We start from the raw sequence: 13,483 nt of genomic DNA, 5'->3' as shown, positions 1-13,483 counted from the left end.
GTGCTCCGCAATGGACTGGAACCCTGGCATCTGCTGGTCGTGGCGATCGTCTTCATCGTGCTGTTCGGCTCCAAGAAGCTGCCGGACACCGCCCGCTCGCTGGGCAGGTCCCTGCGCATCCTCAAGAGCGAGGCGAAGGCGATGAAGGACGAGGGAGCCGCCCCCGCCGCCCACACGCCGGTCGCCCCGGCCGCCGGTGCCACCGCCGACGCGGGCCTGATCCCGGCCGACGCCCGCGTCTCCCCCTGACCGCACGCCCCCTTTCTCCCGTCTTCTCCCGCCTGTTCCCGCGACACGGATCGCGGGCGCCCGAGCGGTGCCCGCTGCCCGGTGAACTCGGCACGCCGGGGGAGAGGTTCCCGTATCACCTGAAAGAGGGAGAACCCGGCAGCAGGGTGCCGCCGGGTCCGAGGAAAACCGGTGTTCAGGCGCGGGCGCGCTCCCGGCGCCGCTGCCGTCGGGACACGCGGGCCTCCTGGTCGGGCAGCCATCCGAAGGCGAGGCAACCGCCGACGACGCCGAGGAGCAGGCCGATGAAGAAGCCGCCCAGGTTGGACGTGAGCCAACTGCCCAGCGAGACCAGGACGCCGACGATCGAGTAGAACAGCCGCTGGGCCGGGTTGAAGAGGACCAGCAGCCCGAGCAGCAGCATCAGGGTCGGCAGCAGATAGCCGGCGAGCCCCTGCATGCCGATGTGCATGACGACCTTCAGCGACGCCTTCTCGGTGAGCAGGATCTCGGCCCCGCCCAACGCGAGCAGCAGCCCGCCCCAGAACGGCCGCCGCCCCCGCCAGTCACGGAAGGCCGCCCGCGCTTTCCGGCGCCCAGGCTCCGCCATCGGCTCAGCAGCCCGAGTCGCTGAAGCCCAGCTTCAGACCGGGCAGCTTGAACACGCCCGCGGTGGTCGCGTAGTTGGTCTGGCGCAGGTTGGCGATGTGCACGGTGTCGGCCTGCTGGGAGAAGACGCCGATCGGACCTTTGGCGTTGGCCTTGTTCAGGGTGCTGGCGTCGTTGCCGATCTCGATGTGGTCGAAGGCTGCGTCACCCGACAGCTCGGTGGAGTCGGTGGTCAGATCGGTCGCGGTCACCTTCTTCTCGCCCTGGCCCGCCTTGATCAGCAGGTTGGTGCCGCCCAGGTCGACGCTCTGGCACAGCTTGGTGAGGGTCGCGCTCTTGATCGCGGAGGTGACGACGAGCACCTGGCCGCCGGTGTCACCGGCGTTCGGGCTGCCGTCCGCCATGTTGTCCAGGCCGCCGAACTGCTCGAAACCGGTGCCGTTCAGATCGGTCGCGGTGACGGTGAACGGCATGCCGGAGATGGCGAACTGCACGCCCAGCGCGCCCTCGGCGGTCAGGATCCCGAGCCCGGCAGCCACGAGGGTGGCGGGGATCGCCAGTACGGCGGCCCGGCGGTACCGGACGCGCCCGCGCCGTGCGCCGCCGGCCGGCTCGGGCGCGGGGGTGGGGTCGGTGGACGAGAGGTCCGGGGACGAGGCCATGTCTGCTCCCATGGGCGTAGATCCATGCGGTTTCAGGTGGCGCGTTGTCCTGGCGCGGACAAGGGCGACCGCGTGGGCCGCCTCGCTGTTCCCGGTGGACGCGAGGGCTCTGGCCGGTTACGCGACGGTAGCCTTCTCGGAAGTTACCGCCGGTTACATTGAAGGGTCAAGAGAGTTGTGAAAAGTAGGTGTCGGCCCTGCGCAGACGACCGCCGCTGACCTCCAACTCCCTTGCGCCGTATTGACGTTGGCGTCACATCAGGTCTACAACTCTGCCTGATCTCCTCGGGACCGTGGCGCCGGGCCCGACCCGCGGCACGCGCCGGTTCCCGGCTTCTCCGGGCGGCCGTCCCGGATACGAAATCCCGCACGAACTCGCATCGCATCCCGGCGCACCCTGCTCTCCGCCCCCCACCTCGGAAGAGAGGCACCCGCATGCGCACCTTCCTCGCCCTTGCCGGAACCGTCACCGCGCTCACCGTCGCGGCGGCCGTCCCCGCGTCCGCCGACGCGGGCACCGTCCTCACCACGGGCGGTGTCGGCGGCACCGCCGTGGCCGTCGGCGACACCCTCACCGCACCGCTGGCCGCCGGCACCTCCGCCACCCTGTACTCCAGCGCGACCGGCACCAGCGGCGTCACCTGCAAGGCGTCCCAGTTCACGGCCCAGGTCACCGGCAACCCGTCGGCTCCCGGCGCCGCCACCGAGTCGGTCACCGGCCACACCTTCGACAGCTCGACCTGTACCAGCAACGTCACCGGTGTCCTCGGCGTCAACGGCATCACCGTCGACCACCTGCCCTACACCGCCTCGGTCGCCTCCGACGGCACCCTCTCCGTCGCCCCGGCGAGCGGCTCGACCATCCAGACCACGGTCAAGCTGCGCACCCTGCTGGGCTCGGTCACCTGCGTCTACCAGGCGCCGAGTCTGACCGGGAAGGCGGACAACGCCGACAACAGCATCACCTTCACCAACCAGCAGTTCACCAAGGTGTCCGGCTCGTCGCTGTGCTTCGCCAGCGGCTACTTCACCGCCAAGTACGCCCCGGTCACCGACGCGGGAGCGCCGGTGTTCGTCAACTGACCCGCTGACGAAGCCTCGTTCAGCGTCGGCGCAGGCGCGGGACGAGGGCGGCGGCCGCGGTGACCACCAGCACCGCGGCCGCACCGCCCGCCAGCAACGGAGCCGAGGGGCCCGACTCCGCACGGGTGGCCTCGGCCACCGGCCTGCCGTCGTCCGGCACGGCGGCGTACGAGGAGTCCTTGCGCGGCACGGGAGTCGAGGCTTCTGCCGAGGGGTGCGCGGACGCCGGGTGCGAGGCGTGCGCCGAAGGTGAAGCGGCCGGCGCCTTCGAGGCCGGCTTCTTGGCGGGCGCGGGTCGCGTGGTGCTTCCGCCGCCGCCCGAGGCCGCGCTCTTGCCCGCGAGCACCACGTCGGAGCACGAGTAGTAGGTGTCCGGCGTGCTGGTGTTCTGCCAGATCGTGTACAGCATCTGACGTCCCGTCCGGTCCGAGGGCAGCGTCGCCCGAAGGTGGTAGGCCCCGTTGCTCAGCGGCGGGTTCCTGATCTCGGCGAACGGGCGCTCTGGCAGGTCGGACCACTTCAGCGGCTTCGCCGGGTCGTAACCGGGCTTGGTCAAGTACAGCCGGAACGTGCCCTCGTGGGCGATCGTGGAGGCGTACGTCAGTGTCATCCGGGCGCCCGGAGTCAGCCGGGTGGAGGGCCAGTCGGTGCGGGCCAGGTCGAGACCCCGGTAGGCGGGGAGGTTCCCGCTGCACAGCTTGCCGTCCGGAATCACCTGCCGGTCGCGGCCGTTGACGCCGGGGACCCGCAGGTTGTCCCACGCGGTGAAGGGGGCGCCGTTCGCCGCGATCGCGGCCCGGCAGGCGGGCGACCGGTCGGCACTGCCGCCCTGCGGCGAGCAGGCGTAGACCCGGCTGACCGGATCGGTGGGGGCGCCGTGCGCCTGGGCCGGGCCCGCCGTCCACGGCAGCAGCAGGAGCGGGGTCGCGGCGGCGGCCGCCAGAGTGCTCAGGCGGGCGGTCATCCGAGTCATCCGGGACGTCTCCTCGGCGGGGCGGTGAAGGGGCTCTACGCCCCCAATACGGGTGACACCACTGGGGTGTTCACGCCCCCGGTTGACCGAAGAAGTCGATTCACAGACCGCATCGGCTGTTTTTGCCGCACCCTTCACCGCCCGGGAATCTTCGCGTAAGCGACGCAGTGCACCCGGAAGCCCCCGGAGCCGGATAAAAGCGGAAGGCCCAGTTCACCCCGGTCGAGCAGGGGAGGAAGTGTGGAAGAGCACGGAATCTCGGTGTGTCCCGCGTGACTCCCGTTGCGGCGCGGTGAGTTATCGTATGCGAGGGGTCAAAACAAACCGCGTGTCCCGTTCGTGCAGGAGAGGGGTCGGCCGATGGCGAGGCAGTTGCGCGCTGAACAGACCCGGACGACGATCATCACGGCCGCGGCCGACCTGTTCGACCGGCAAGGGTATGAATCGACGAGTCTGAGCGACATCGTCGGACATGCGAACGTGACCAAGGGCGCCCTGTACTTCCACTTCGCCGCCAAGGAGGATCTGGCCCACGCCATCCTCGAACTCCAGTCGGTGGCCGCCCGGCAGGTGGTGGCCGAGGTCGAGAGCCGGGGCTGCTCCTCGCTGGAGGCGTTGATGCGCGCCACGTTCGCCCTGGCCCGCCTCGCCGTGCACGACCCGGTGCCCCGCGCCGGACTCCGCCTGGTCACCACCGACCTGCCCATGCGGCCACCGCTGCGGCACCCCTTCACCGAGTGGCTGGAGTTCGCCTCCCGCAAGCTCCACGGCGCGGTCCGGGACTGCGATGTGCACGCCGAACTGGACGCCGGGATCGTCGCCCACTCCCTGGTCTGCTTCTTCGTCGGCACCCGGGTCGCCGGGCGCACCCTGGAACCGCCGGCGCGGCTGCCCCGCAGGGTCGCCGAGATGTGGTACCTCATGCTCCGCAGCCTGGTCCCGGTGCACCGCCGCCCCCGCTATCTCGCCCTCGCGGCACAACTGGAGCGGGAGGCCAGGACCGGCTGACCTGCGGGGTACGGTGACGGCATGTCCGACGCCGCCCCCACCGCGCCCGTCATCCGCGCCGACGAACCCGGCTCCTTCCCGCACCGCACGCTGGCCGAACGGCACCCCGCGATCATCCGCCAGGTCAGCGACGGCCTCCCTTACGAGCCCCCGCAGCGGCGCGCCCTGGACGCCCTGCTGAAGAACTGCACCGAGGGTGTCATCGAGCCCCTCCCCGCCGACGCCCCCGACCGCGAGCGCTGGCACGGCTGGGGCATGGACACCTACGTCGGCCAGTCCTGGTTCGACGTGCCGTGGCTGTGGGCGGAGAGCTACTTCTACCGCCGGCTGCTCGGTGCCGTCGGCTACTTCGGCCCCGGCGCCTGGCGGGGCATCGACCCGTTCCGCCCCTCCAAGACCGGCGAACTCGACTCCGTCGAGACCGACGACGAGCTGTCCGCGCTCGACGCACTCCGGGACCGCCCGGCCGTCGACCGTGACCGCGCTCTGCTGAGCGGCTCCCTCTGGGGCAACCGCGCCGACCTCAGCTTCCGGTTGTCCTCGGAGGGCGGCGAGCGGCGCGAAGCGGCCCCCGGGCTGGTCGCCGACGACAGCGACCTCTTCTGGTCGCTGCTCCCGCCCGGCGGCACCGGCACCCTCTGCCTGGTCGCGGACAACGCCGGCCGCGAACTCGTCCCCGACCTGCTGCTCATCGCCCAGCTCCTCACCGAGCCCCGCATCGGCCGGGCGGTCCTGCACATCAAGCCGAACCCGTACTACGTCTCCGACGCCACCACCGCCGACGTGATCGACGCGCTGCACCGCCTGCGCTCGGCCGGCGGCCTGGCGGGGGAGTACGGCGACACCCTCTGGTCGGCCCTGGGGGACGGCCGCCTCACCCTCCGCGCCCACCCCTTCTCCTGCTCCCCGCTGCCCTACGCCGACATGCCGGACGACCTCCGCGCCGACTTCGCGGCGGCCGACCTCACCCTGTTCAAGGGCGACCTCAACTACCGCCGTCTGGTGGGCGACCGGTACTGGCCGGCCACCACGCCGTTCGACGAGGTGACCGCCTACTTCCCCGGCCCGGTGGCCGCGCTGCGCACCCTCAAGTCCGAGGTCATCACCGGGCTCCCCGCGTCCACCGAGGCCGCGCTGGACAAGGCCGAGGGGAAGAAGTGGCTCACCAGCGGCTCTCACGCCCTCATCCAGGTCAACCCGTCAACCGGCCCGGACGGGCAGTGACGCGACCCCGTTGGTGACGCCGGAGCCGGACGGCGGCACCGGCCCGGCGAGCCGCAGCTCCGGCAGGGCGCGCAGCACCTCCTCGTAGAGGACGCGCAGTTGCAGCCGGGCGAAGTCGGCGCCCAGACAGAGGTGCGGGCCCGCGCCGAGGGAGAGGTGCGGGTTGGGCGTGCGGGCCAGGTCCAGCCGGTCGGGGGCGGTGAAGACCTGGTCGTCGTGGTGGGCGGCCGCGAGGGAGACGACGACCTTGTCTCCGCGCCGGATGCGCCGACCGGACAGCTCGGTGTCCGTGGCGGTGGTGCGGCGGACGGTGAGCAGGGGCGGGTGTCGGCGGAGCAACTCCTCGACCGCCAAGCCCAGTTCCGCTGTTCCTTCGCGTAGCTCCCGGTACGCCTCGGGGTGCTCTGCCAGCACCGCGAGTCCGCCCGCCGCCGCGTCGCGCATGGGGGCGAGGCCGGTGGTCAGCATGAGTGGGACGAGCATTTCCAGCTCGTCGGAGGTGAGTTGCGCATTGTGGACGAGCACTGTCGTGAGGTCGTCGTCCGGGTAGCGGCGACGGTGGACGATGAGGTGGCGGGCGTAGCCGGTCGTGTCCGTGAGTGCGTGCGGCCCGGTCCAGCCGGGCAGGCGGCGCCGGTCGGCGTGCGGGATGCCCAGCAGGTCGGCCAGGTTGAGCGAGGTGTACGGGTCGGACACGGCGGTGGCGAGGTCGAGGACGCCGTCGGCGGCGCGGGCCGTGTCCAGTGCCTGGGTGAGCAACGGTGCGGGCGCGCTCGCGGGCGGTTTCCGTGAAGCGCTGGACGCGCTCGGGGGTGAGGGCACGGGCCGCGTGGTCTCTGAGGCGGGTGTGCTGGGGCGGGTCCTGGTGGGACAGCAGCCGTCTCAGGAGCGGGGGTTCGCCGGGGCCGGGGAGGGAGGAGTACGTCGCCGGGTCCTGGAGTACGCGGAGGGCGTCGGCGTGCCGGGTCACCGCCCAGAAGCCGGGGCCGGGCGGCCGGTCCGGCGTGCCGGGCTTGTCCTGCCAGGACACCGGGGCGGGCGCGTGCGGTAATCGGTGCGGGGGAGGCGGGGAGGGGATCATGGCCCATACCGTGGCCCCGGCCCGAGGGGCGGACAAGGGGAGGGACGGCCTCCGGTGCCGGACTGTCCGGATGCCGTCGGCAGGGCCGGAAAACGGGCCACGGGCAGGGGTCTGGCTGTGACGGTCAACGCCACATCGTGCGGTGCGAGTTCCCGGTTTCGGCACTGGTTCACGCGATGGTGTGATCATCCCAGTCGCGGCGGATGACCCATTTGCCCGGCGGGTAGCCCCCCGCCATGACGCAGCCGTTCGAACTCCCGCACTTCTACATGCCGTATCCCGCGCGGCTCAACCCGCATCTCGACGAAGCCCGTGCCCACTCCACCGCGTGGGCGCGCGAGATGGGCATGCTGGAAGGCTCCGGGGTCTGGGACCAGGCCGACCTGGAGGCGCACGACTACGGTCTGCTGTGCGCCTACACCCACCCCGACTGCGACGGGCCGGCACTCTCGCTGATCACCGACTGGTACGTGTGGGTGTTCTTCTTCGACGACCACTTCCTCGACATGTTCAAGCGCACCCAGGACCGGGCGGCCGGCAAGGCCCACCTGGACCGGCTCCCGCTGTTCATGCCGCTCGACCCCGCCACGCCCGTCCCCGAGCCGGAGAACCCGGTCGAGGCCGGCCTCGCCGACCTGTGGGCGCGCACGGTTCCGGCGATGTCCGCGGAGTGGCGGCGCCGCTTCGCCGTGGCGACCGAGCACCTGCTCAACGAGTCGATGTGGGAGCTGTCCAACATCAACGAGGGCCGGATCGCCAACCCGGTCGAGTACATCGAGATGCGCCGCAAGGTGGGCGGCGCCCCCTGGTCGGCGGGGCTCGTGGAGTACGCGACCGCCGAGGTGCCCGCCTCGGTCGCCGAGTCCCGGCCGCTCCGGGTGCTGATGGAGACCTTCTCCGACGGCGTCCACCTGCGCAACGACCTGTTCTCCTACCAGCGCGAGGTGGAGGAGGAGGGCGAGAACAGCAACGGCGTGCTGGTGCTGGAGCGGTTCTTCGGCTGCTCCACCCAGGAGGCCGCCGAGACCGTCAACGACGTCCTCACCTCACGGCTGCACCAGTTCGAGCACACCGCGCTCACCGAAGTGCCCGCCGTCGCGCTGGAGAACGGGCTGCGGCCCGACGAGGTCGCGGCGGTGGCCGCCTACACCAAGGGGCTTCAGGACTGGCAGTCCGGCGGCCACGAATGGCATCTGCGCTCCAGCCGCTACATGAACCAGGGCGCCCGCTCCGACACGCCCTGGCAGGTGCCGAGCGGCCCCGGCACCTCCGCCGCCGACGTCCGCGCCCTGCTGGCCTCGGCGGGCGCCGAACGCCTGCGCGCGTACACGCACGTCCCGTACCAGAAGGTCGGGCCGTCGCTGCTGCCGGACTTCCACATGCCGTTCCGGCTGGAGCTGAGCCCGCACGTCGACGCCTCCCGGCAGAACCTCGTCACGTGGTGCCACGCCATGGGCATCCTGAGCGAGGGCGTCTGGGACGAGGACAAGCTCGCCGCGTACGACCTCGCGCTGTGTTCCGCCGGACTCGATCCCGACGCGACCCCCGAGGCGCTCGACCTGAGCGCGCAGTGGCTCGCCTGGGGGACGTACGGCGACGACTACTACCCCCTGGTGTACGGCCACCGCCGCGACCTGGCCGCCGCCCGGCTGACCACGGCCCGGCTGTCCCAGTGCATGTCCGTGGACGGCGAACCGGGCATCGTCCCGGCCAACGCCATGGAGCGCGGGCTCCTCGACCTGTGGAAGCGGACCACCGCGCCCCTGAGCGTCGAGCAGCGGCACACCCTGAAGGCCGCCGTCGACGTGATGACCGAGAGCTGGGTGTGGGAGCTGTCCAACCAGCTCCAGCACCGCGTCCCCGACCCCGTCGACTACCTGGAGATGCGCCGCGCCACCTTCGGCTCCGACCTCACCCTGAGCATGTGCCGGATGGGCCAGGGCCCGGCCATCCCACCCGAGGTGTACCGCAGCGGGCCCGTCAGCTCCCTGGAGAACGCGGCCATCGACTACGCCTGCCTGCTCAACGACGTCTTCTCGTACCAGAAGGAGATCGAGTACGAGGGCGAGATCCACAACGCGATCCTCGTCGTGCAGAACTTCTTCGGCATCGACTACCCGGCCGCGCTGGCCGTCGTCCACGACCTGATGACCCAGCGCATGCAGCAGTTCGAGCACGTGGTCGCGCACGAACTGCCCGTGCTCTACGACGACTTCCAGCTCTCCGAGGAGGCGCGCGCGGCGATGGGCAACTATGTCCTCGACCTCCAGAACTGGATCGCGGGCATCCTCAACTGGCATCGGGAGGTCGACCGTTACAAGGCCGAGTGGCTGGGCAGCCGGGCCCACGGCTTCGTCCCCGGCCAGGCACCGGGGCGGCTCCAGCTGACCGGCTGACGGCGCCTGCGCGGCGCGCAGGGGGGGCACGAGGGCGCCGTCCCCCCCCGGCGACCACCGGAAACCCGGTGGTCGCCGTATGTCCCGCGCGTCATGATGGCCTCATGCCGACCGCCCGCCCCCAGCCACGCCGGGTGGCCCCCCGCGCCCCGCGTCCGGTCGGCCGCACGCACCGCCGCCACGACCACGCCCGGAGGCCCGGATGACCGGCAGCACGCCCGCGATCTTCACCGCCGAGGACTACCGCGCCCGGATGGCGCGCGCGACCGGCGCCGCCGCCGAGGCGGGGCTCGGGGGGCTGCTGGTGGCGCCGGGACCGGATCTGGTCTGGCTGACGGGATACGCGCCCCCCGTCACCGAGCGGCTCACCCTGCTGGTGCTCGTGCCCGGCCGCGAGCCGGCGCTCGTGGTGCCCGCGCTGGAGGCGCCCGACGCCGAGCGGGCCCCGGGCGCGTCCGCGCTCACCCTGCTGCAGTGGACCGACGGCGAGGACCCGCACTCCCTCACCGCCGAGCTTCTCGACCCCAAGGGGGGCGTCGGCGTCAGCGACAACGCGTGGGCGCTGCACCTGCTGGCCCTCCAGCGGGTCCTGCCCGACCTCTCCTGCGCCGCGCTCACCGACGCCCTGCCCATGCTGCGTGCCGTCAAGGACGCGGCCGAGCTGGAGCTGCTGGCCGCCGCCGGGGCCGCGGCCGACGCCGCCTTCGAGGAGATCCGCGAGCTGCCCTTCGCCGGGCGCCGCGAGGACGAGGTGGGGCGCGACCTCGCCGACCTGCTGCGGCGCTTCGGACACTCCCAGGTGGACTTCACCATCGTCGGCTCCGGTCCCAACGGCGCCAACCCGCACCACGAGGTCGGCGAGCGGGTCATCCAGCGGGGCGACATGGTCGTCCTCGACTTCGGCGGGCTCAAGGACGGCTACGGCTCCGACACCACCCGCACGGTCCACGTGGGTGAGCCGACCGAGGAGGAGCGCCGGGTGCACGACGTGGTGCGGGCCGCGCAGGAGGCCGGGTTCCGGGCCGTCCGGCCGGGCGCGACCTGCCAGGACGTCGACCGTGCCGCCCGCGCGGTGATCGAGGACGCCGGGTACGGGCCGTACTTCATCCACCGCACCGGGCACGGCATCGGCGTCACCACGCACGAGCCGCCGTACATGATCGAGGGCGAGGAGCAGCCGCTCGTGCCCGGCATGTGCTTCTCGATCGAACCCGGCATCTACCTGCCCGGCCGGTTCGGGGTCCGGATCGAGGACATCGTGACGGTGACGGAGGACGGCGGACGCCGCCTGAACAACACCACCCGTGAGATGGTCGTGGTGGACTGAGAAGACCTCCGCGACGACCCTCCGGAACGGCGAGACACGACCCATGACCCGGCCACCGACCCCCACCCCGGACACTGTGCGCGCACTGGTCCGCTCGCTGCTCAGGAGCGGTACGGCCAAGGGGCCCGAGGTACGGCCCGTCGCGCCGGAGCACCCGTACACCTGGTGGGTCGGGACCCGGTACGTGCTGCGGCTCGCGCCCGACCGCGAGGCGTCCGTCCGGCTGCGGCGGGAGACACGGCTCCGGGATCTGGTGCGGCCGCATGTGCCCGTCGTCGTCCCGTCCGCGGTGGCGCACGGCGACTGGACGCCCGGTCTCGCCTGCACACTCGACGCCCGGCTGCCGGGCGACTACGGCGGCGGGCACGAGGTGTCCGCGCTGGGGGAGGCCGACCTCGCCGGGCTGTTCACCGGGCTGCGCGCGGTGCCGGTGCGGCAGGCCGAGACCCTCGGGGTGCCGCGCGTGGCCCCGCGGTCGCTGGGGGCGCTGCGCCGTATCGCCGCCCACGCGGCCGAACGGCTCGCCGCCGCCGAGGAGTTCGACGCGGGGCGGCTGCGCCAGCTCACGCCGTCCGGGGCCGCGCAGCTCGCCGCCCAGCCCGGCTCGGCCGTCCTCACCCACCACCGGCTCACCGACGAGCACGTGATGATCAGCGCCGACGGCAGGGTCCGCGCGGTTCTCGACTGGACCGGCGCGGCCCTGGGCGACCCGGCCGAGGACATCGCCGCCCTCGCCACCTCGGTCGGCGCTCCGGCGGCCGTCCGCGCCGCCACCCTCGCCGGGTACGGCCCCCGCCCCTGCCTGCGCGGCCTCTGGCTCGCCCGCTGCGACACGGTGATCGCCCTGACCGAGCACCTGGACACCCCGGCGGCGGGGCCGCTGCACTCGGCCCTGCTCAGGGCGTGGGAGCCGATCATGCTGGAGCGGGTCACCGAGCTGAAGGGCGAGGAGTAGAGGGTCCGGGCGCGACTTGGGCGCGTGGCGTTCGTGCGCCTGCCGGGCACCCGGCGCCCTGTCCGGCCGGGGCCTCCCTTATGGGGGCGGGCAACCCCCGCCCCCCTCGCCGGCGGCGGCCTACGGCTGCGACAGCACCACGCAGGACTCGCCCGGCACCTGGAGCATCCCGTCCGGTCCGGGCGGTTCCACCGACTCGTCCCACGCGGCCAGGATCTCCAGGTGGCCCGTACCCAGCGGGATGGCGGCGGGCTCCTTGCCCAGGTTGACCGCGACGCGGATGTCACCCCGGCGGAAGGCCAGCCAGTGGGCGGGCTCGTCGTAGGCGACCTTGGTGTCCGCGAGGTCGGGCACGGTGAGGTCGGGGCGGTCGTGGCGGAGGGCGATGAGGCGGCGGTACCAGGCGAGGACGCGGGCGTGGGGGTCGCGCTCCGGCTCGGACCAGTCCAGGCAGGAGCGGTCGCGGGTGGCGGGGTCCTGCGGGTCGGGGACGTCCTCCTCGGCCCAGCCGTGGGACGCGAACTCCCGCCGCCTGCCCCGCCGTACGGCCTCGGCCAGCTCGGGGTCGGTGTGGTCGGTGAAGTACTGCCAGGGGGTGCCGGCCGCCCACTCCTCGCCCATGAACAGCATCGGGGTGAGCGGCGAGGTCAGGGTGAGCGCGGCCGCGCAGGCCAGCAGGCCGGGGGAGAGGGTGGCGGCGAGGCGGTCGCCCTGGGCGCGGTTGCCGACCTGGTCGTGGGTCTGGCTGTACCCCAGGAGCCGGTGCCCGCTCAGCCGGGCCCGGTCCAGCGGGCGGCCGTGGGCCCGGCCCCGGAAGCTGGAGTAGGTGCCGTCGTGGAAGTAGCCGCCGGTCAGGGTCTTGGCCAGCGCGGCGAGCGGGGCGCGGGCGAAGTCGGCGTAGTAGCCCTGGGACTCGCCGGTCAGGGCGGTGTGCAGGGCGTGGTGGAAGTCGTCGTTCCACTGGGCGTGCAGCCCGAGGCCGTGCTCGGTGCGCGGGGTGATCATCCGGGGGTCGTTGAGGTCGGACTCCGCGATCAGGAACAGCGGGCGGCCCACCTCCTCGCCCAGGGCGTCGACCGACTCCGACAGCTCCTCCAGGAAGTGCCGGGCGCGGTCGTCGTGCAGGGCGTGCACGGCGTCCAGGCGGAGTCCGTCGAGGCGGTAGTCCCGCAGCCAGGCCAGGGCGCTGTCGCGGAAGTAGGCGCGCACCTCGTCCGAGCCGGGCGCGTCCAGGTTCACGGCGGCGCCCCAGGGGGTCTGGTGCGTGTCCGTGAAGTACGGTCCGAAAGAGGGGAGTTGGTTGCCGGAGGGGCCCAGGTGGTTGTGGACCACGTCCAGGACGACACCGAGGCCCAGTTCATGTGCCCGGTCCACGAACCGCTTCAGCGCCTCCGGCCCGCCGTACGGCTCGTGCACCGCCCACGGCGCGACCCCGTCGTACCCCCAGCCGTGCCGACCGGGGAAGGAGCACAGCGGCATCAACTCGATGTGGGTGATGCCCAGTTCCTTCAGATGGCCGAGCCGGTCGGCGGCCGCGTCCAGCGTGCCCTCGGGGGTGTACGTGCCCACGTGCAGCTCGTACAGCACCGCGCCCGGCAGCCCGCGCCCCGGCCAGTCGGCGCGCCACTGGTACCGGTCCTGGTCCACGACCGCGCTCAGCCCGTCCGGGCCGTCCGGGAGGCGGCGCGAGCGCGGGTCGGGCAGGACGGGGCCGTCGTCCAGCGCGAAGCCGTACCGCGCGCCGTCCGCCGCGTCCGCCTCCGCCGTCCACCAGCCCGCCCGCTGCGGATCGGGTTCCATCGCCCGCGTGGCGCCCTCGCACTGGAGCGCGACCCGGTCTGCCTGTGGTGCCCACACCTCGAACTTCACGGACGGTTCCCCTTCGTCTGCTCACCGTGATGCAGTCGGTCCATCGTGCCGCGAATTCGATCAATCCG

General features: G+C 72.7%; 12 protein-coding genes. 7 read left to right on the top strand and 5 right to left on the bottom strand.

What is annotated here, in order from left to right; genetic code table 11:
• On the top strand, positions 1-249 hold the full coding sequence (gene tatA / locus OG448_RS06545) for a Sec-independent protein translocase subunit TatA (protein WP_405551966.1): 249 nt from the start codon (positions 1-3) through the stop codon (positions 247-249).
• Between the two features lie 175 nt (positions 250-424).
• Here tatA and OG448_RS06540 read toward each other — a convergent pair whose 3' ends face one another.
• Positions 425-838: a DUF6114 domain-containing protein gene (locus tag OG448_RS06540; protein ID WP_405551965.1), complete on the bottom strand. Its 414-nt coding sequence runs from the start codon at positions 836-838 to the stop codon at positions 425-427.
• A 4-nt stretch (positions 839-842) separates the two neighbouring features.
• The gene (locus tag OG448_RS06535; RefSeq protein ID WP_405558709.1) at positions 843-1,499 is read right to left on the bottom strand and encodes a DUF6230 family protein; all 657 of its coding nucleotides are present in this window, start codon (positions 1,497-1,499) and stop codon (positions 843-845) included.
• 435 nt (positions 1,500-1,934) lie between these two features.
• Here OG448_RS06535 and OG448_RS06530 point away from each other — a divergent pair, with 435 nt between their 5' ends.
• Positions 1,935-2,582: a Tat pathway signal sequence domain protein gene (locus OG448_RS06530; protein ID WP_405551964.1), complete on the top strand. Its 648-nt coding sequence runs from the start codon at positions 1,935-1,937 to the stop codon at positions 2,580-2,582.
• 19 nt (positions 2,583-2,601) lie between these two features.
• On the opposite strand, the gene OG448_RS06525 is transcribed toward OG448_RS06530, so the two are convergent.
• Positions 2,602-3,555, bottom strand: a complete 954-nt coding sequence (locus OG448_RS06525; RefSeq protein ID WP_405551963.1) for a lytic polysaccharide monooxygenase — start codon at positions 3,553-3,555, stop codon at positions 2,602-2,604.
• 360 nt (positions 3,556-3,915) lie between these two features.
• Here OG448_RS06525 and OG448_RS06520 point away from each other — a divergent pair, with 360 nt between their 5' ends.
• Both OG448_RS06520 and OG448_RS06515 read left to right on the top strand, forming a co-directional pair.
• A complete protein-coding gene (locus tag OG448_RS06520) occupies positions 3,916-4,563 on the top strand; it encodes a ScbR family autoregulator-binding transcription factor (protein WP_405551962.1) in 648 nt (215 codons plus the stop codon).
• 21 nt (positions 4,564-4,584) lie between these two features.
• On the top strand, positions 4,585-5,787 hold the full coding sequence (locus tag OG448_RS06515; protein WP_405551961.1) for a damage-control phosphatase ARMT1 family protein: 1,203 nt from the start codon (positions 4,585-4,587) through the stop codon (positions 5,785-5,787).
• Here the strand turns inward: OG448_RS06515 and OG448_RS06510 are convergent.
• Entirely contained in the window at positions 5,764-6,609 is an 846-nt protein-coding gene (locus tag OG448_RS06510) for a cytochrome P450 (RefSeq protein ID WP_405551960.1), read from the bottom strand. The genes OG448_RS06515 and OG448_RS06510 overlap by 24 nt on opposite strands.
• Before the next feature lie 495 nt (positions 6,610-7,104).
• On the opposite strand from OG448_RS06510, the gene cyc2 reads away from it, so the two are divergent.
• From cyc2 to OG448_RS06495, 3 genes are all read left to right on the top strand, one after another.
• On the top strand, positions 7,105-9,264 hold the full coding sequence (cyc2, locus tag OG448_RS06505; RefSeq protein ID WP_405551959.1) for a germacradienol/geosmin synthase Cyc2: 2,160 nt from the start codon (positions 7,105-7,107) through the stop codon (positions 9,262-9,264).
• Positions 9,265-9,466: 202 nt separating this feature from the next.
• On the top strand, positions 9,467-10,591 hold the full coding sequence (locus tag OG448_RS06500; RefSeq protein WP_405551958.1) for a M24 family metallopeptidase: 1,125 nt from the start codon (positions 9,467-9,469) through the stop codon (positions 10,589-10,591).
• A gap of 43 nt (positions 10,592-10,634) precedes the next feature.
• Positions 10,635-11,546, top strand: a complete 912-nt coding sequence (locus OG448_RS06495; protein WP_405551957.1) for an aminoglycoside phosphotransferase family protein — start codon at positions 10,635-10,637, stop codon at positions 11,544-11,546.
• Positions 11,547-11,666: 120 nt separating this feature from the next.
• Here OG448_RS06495 and treZ read toward each other — a convergent pair whose 3' ends face one another.
• Complete coding sequence (treZ, locus tag OG448_RS06490; protein WP_405551956.1) at positions 11,667-13,415, bottom strand: malto-oligosyltrehalose trehalohydrolase; 1,749 nt, start codon at positions 13,413-13,415, stop codon at positions 11,667-11,669.
• Between the last annotated feature and the right edge of the window lie 68 nt (positions 13,416-13,483).

The organism is Streptomyces sp. NBC_01171 (assembly GCF_045039805.1).
Classification (GTDB): Bacteria; Actinomycetota; Actinomycetes; order Streptomycetales; family Streptomycetaceae; genus Streptomyces.
This window is presented reverse-complemented; position numbering and strand designations above follow the sequence as displayed.